Annotated in this window: 4 protein-coding genes; 1 reads left to right on the forward strand and 3 read right to left on the reverse strand. The window is 47.0% G+C overall.

All coding sequences use genetic code 11. The annotated features are described in order from the left end of the window. Positions 1 to 779: glycosyltransferase (locus tag NZ772_16145; GenBank protein ID MCS6815086.1), on the forward strand; the 779-nt coding region annotated here is incomplete at its 5' end. A gap of 92 nt (positions 780 to 871) precedes the next feature. Here NZ772_16145 and NZ772_16150 read toward each other — a convergent pair. The 3 genes from NZ772_16150 to NZ772_16160 all read right to left on the reverse strand — a co-directional run. Beyond that, complete coding sequence (locus NZ772_16150; GenBank protein MCS6815087.1) at positions 872 to 2,014, reverse strand: DegT/DnrJ/EryC1/StrS family aminotransferase; 1,143 nt, start codon at positions 2,012 to 2,014, stop codon at positions 872 to 874. Positions 2,015 to 2,017: 3 nt separating this feature from the next. Further along, entirely contained in the window at positions 2,018 to 3,019 is a 1,002-nt protein-coding gene (locus NZ772_16155; GenBank protein MCS6815088.1) for an NAD-dependent epimerase/dehydratase family protein, read from the reverse strand. Between the two features lie 153 nt (positions 3,020 to 3,172). Then, positions 3,173 to 3,246: transcriptional regulator (locus NZ772_16160; protein MCS6815089.1), on the reverse strand; the 74-nt coding region annotated here is incomplete at its 5' end.

A 3,246-nucleotide genomic window follows, 5' to 3' on the forward strand; every position in this document is an offset into this window, starting at 1 on the left:
GTGGGCAGATCTTACAGTCCTATGCTGAGAAAGATCATCGTATTAAACTCATCAATCGCAACGACAACCGTGGTATTGTCGCAACCTTGAATGAAGGATTGAGCTATGTAACAGGCCGTTACGTCAGTCAGGTTGATGGTGATGATATTGCCATGCCAGAAATGCTAGCAACACAATTTGTTTATCTAGAGAACCACCCAGAGTGTGTTGCTGTAGGGCAGCGGGTATTGATGATTGATGCCGACGATGCTCCCATTCGGGTTTTTAACAATCTGATGACCCACGAGGAAATTGATGCTGCCCATATGAAGGGGCTTGGCGCATTTTCCCATTCTGGTTCGATGGTGCGTCGTGATGCTATGGAAAGAGTAGGTGGCTATCGCCAAGAGATGGAACTTGCAGAGGACATGGATCTATGGCTACGCTTAGCTGAAATCGGAAGATTAGCAAATTTACCCAATGTACTATTCAAGTATCGGTTGCATTCAAAGAGTGTTAGCTACTCTAAGAGAGTGAGCCAGCTAAAAGCAACCCGTGCTGTAGTGATTGATGCTCATCGTCGGCGGGGTCTGCCGCTACCAGAAGGTATGAAAAATGACCCAGACATCACGGAAAAAGACTTGCCTACCTTGGCAGGAAATCATCGTGTGTGGGCATGGTGGGCCTTGGGTGATGGATATGTAGATACAGCTAGGAAACATGCGCTGTGTGCGCTCACCAAGGAACCGCTTACATGGGACTCCTGGAAGGTGACACTCTGTGCTCTACGTGGCTGGTAGTAGAATAGACAGCGTTGCAGCAGTTCAGATGTTCTTCTGCGACGCTGTCTGTCTTCACACGATCGTTCTCGTGGTTCTCTTTACTAGCTACATCATAGGGAAGCAAACCATTGTTCTAGCGTTTCTACGGTTCTTTGAGCACCATCTTGGGTTAGATAGGGATACATGGGCAAGCTGAAAATGTTGCGGCAAAGCTCTTCAGTAACAGGCAAGCCAGTCGCGCTAAGGGGAATGCGTTGATAATAGGCTGCTTGTAGATGCACAGGTAGTGGATAGTGAATACCTAAACCAACATTCTGTTCTTTGCAAAACGCTATAATCGCATCTCGATGCTCTGCTCGCACAACATACTGGTGATAAACATGACTTACTGCCTCTGGAGAATGGGGTTGCTTAAGGGGTAGGGATGATAGGGCATGGTGATAGTAGTTAGCAAGCTGTTGTCGGCGCTGGTTTTCCTCATCCAGATAGCGAAGCTTGACTCGCAAAATAGCAGCTTGCATGGGGTCTAAACGAGAGTTCATGCCTGGAAAGTCGCTGACATAGCGCTGTCGCCAGCCATACTGACGTAGTGCCTTCATAGTTTCTGCTAGGGTGTCATCGTTAGTCACAACAATACCCCCATCACCCAAGGCACCCAGATTTTTGGTGGGGTAGAGGCTAAAAGTTGATACATGTCCCCAGGTGCCAACTTTACGATCGTGCAAACGAGCACCATGAGCTTGGGAACAGTCTTCAATGACACATAGTCCATACTGGTGAGCAATCTCCATAATCGCTGGCATATTGGCGGGATGCCCATAGAGATGCACAGGGATAATGGCCTTGAGTTGTCCTAGGGACGGCTGCTGGTGAATAAGGTTGATTGCATCCTCCAGATCCTGCACATCCATTGTGAAGGATACTGGATCAACATCCACTAGGAAAGGAATAGCGCCCACGAGTTCGATCGCGGCCACAGTAGCCACTGCGGTGTGGGAAACTGTAATCACTACATCTCCAGGTTCAACACCACAGGCGCGTAGAGCAACTTCTAAAGCATCTGTGCCATTGGCTACGCCAATACCATGCTGAACACCAATATAGCTGGCAAATTCCTGCTCAAACGCTTCTACCTCCTTGCCCAGAATGTAGTAGCCACTATCTAACACGCGATGAATAGCTGCATCAATCTCCGCTCGGTGAGCTAGGTAGCCAGCTTTTGGATCCGTCTGAACAATCTTGATTTGTGTCATAACCTATAGGTAGTACTCCAAGTATTGCCGATAAAACGCGATACTAGCTTCTAAGCCATCTCTCAGGGATGTTTTGGGTGACCAACCTAGGGTCGAGCGAATCAAACTGTAATCGCTGTAATAATCTCCAATATCAATCTGCTTCCGCTCTTCTGGAAAGGCACAAATCTTGAATTGGCCGCCACCATTGATGTCAACCATGAGTTGAGCAGTCTCTTTGAGGCTGATAATGCAATCGCCTCCTAGGTTGAAAATCCTGCCTTGGGCCTTGGGGTGTACTGCTGCCATCAGGAGTGCGTCTACCACATCGTCAACGTAGGTATAGTCCCGAAGTTGCTCACCCCCCCATACCTCAAACGGCTTGTTTTCAACTAGCAGGCGAATCCAAATTCCCAAGAAAGTCTGCCGTGCGTCTTTAACTCGCATTCGAGGCCCGTAGGTGTTCGTGAGGCGTAAAACACAGGATTGAATACCGTATACATGGTTATAAAGGATGTGATACCACTCTCCCGCCATCTTGTTAATGCCATTGACATCAACTGGTTGTAACAAATGCTTTTCATCTACAGGCAAATACATAGGTTTGCCGTAGAGTTGACGGGTGCTTGTAAACACAACCTTAATGGTGGGGTTATATGCACGACAGGCTTCTAGGATAGACAACTGTGCTTTGCAGTTAATTTCCAAATCAGTGTATGGGTCTTTCATGGAATCTAGATGGCTAGTTTGCCCTGCTAGATTAAACAAATAATCTTGACCCTGAATCAGATAGCGCATGCTGTAGGCATCGCGCACATCAGAGATGTTAATTTTTACCTTGTCGTTGATGTCGATAATGTTAAATAGGTTGCCACCATATTCTGGCACCAAGCTATCCACCAGCAGCACCTGCGCGCCTAGAGACACTAAGCGGTGTGCCAAGTTACTACCAATAAAGCCAACTCCCCCAGTGATTAAGACATTGCGCCCCCGAAATGAGTCAGCAATGCATACAGTGTCAAGCATAGTTTTTAGATAGGCGATCGCGGCTAATCGCAGCTAATTTTTGTGCAAAACAAAACGTAACTGATCAAATGATCAAACAAAATAGTCTATCTGGATGATAGGTGCTTCAGCTAAGCACTAACTTGTAACAATACTCAATACTTGTGTGATTTGTTATACGATAAAGTTGGTGGCCTCACCTTGGGCGGCTTGCCAACTGCGAGCATCGTAATAAAGGTCAGCAAGAG

This window comes from Cyanobacteriota bacterium, from assembly GCA_025054735.1.
Taxonomy (GTDB): Bacteria; Cyanobacteriota; Cyanobacteriia; order SKYG9; family SKYG9; genus SKYG9.

Bases quoted from the DNA above. Each gene is read 5' to 3' on its own strand.
- NZ772_16150 (MCS6815087.1), bottom strand. From the start codon at position 2,014: ATGACACAAATCAAGATTGTTCAGACGGATCCAAAAGCTGGCTACCTA.
- NZ772_16155 (MCS6815088.1), bottom strand. From the start codon at position 3,019: ATGCTTGACACTGTATGCATTGCTGACTCATTTCGGGGGCGCAATGTC.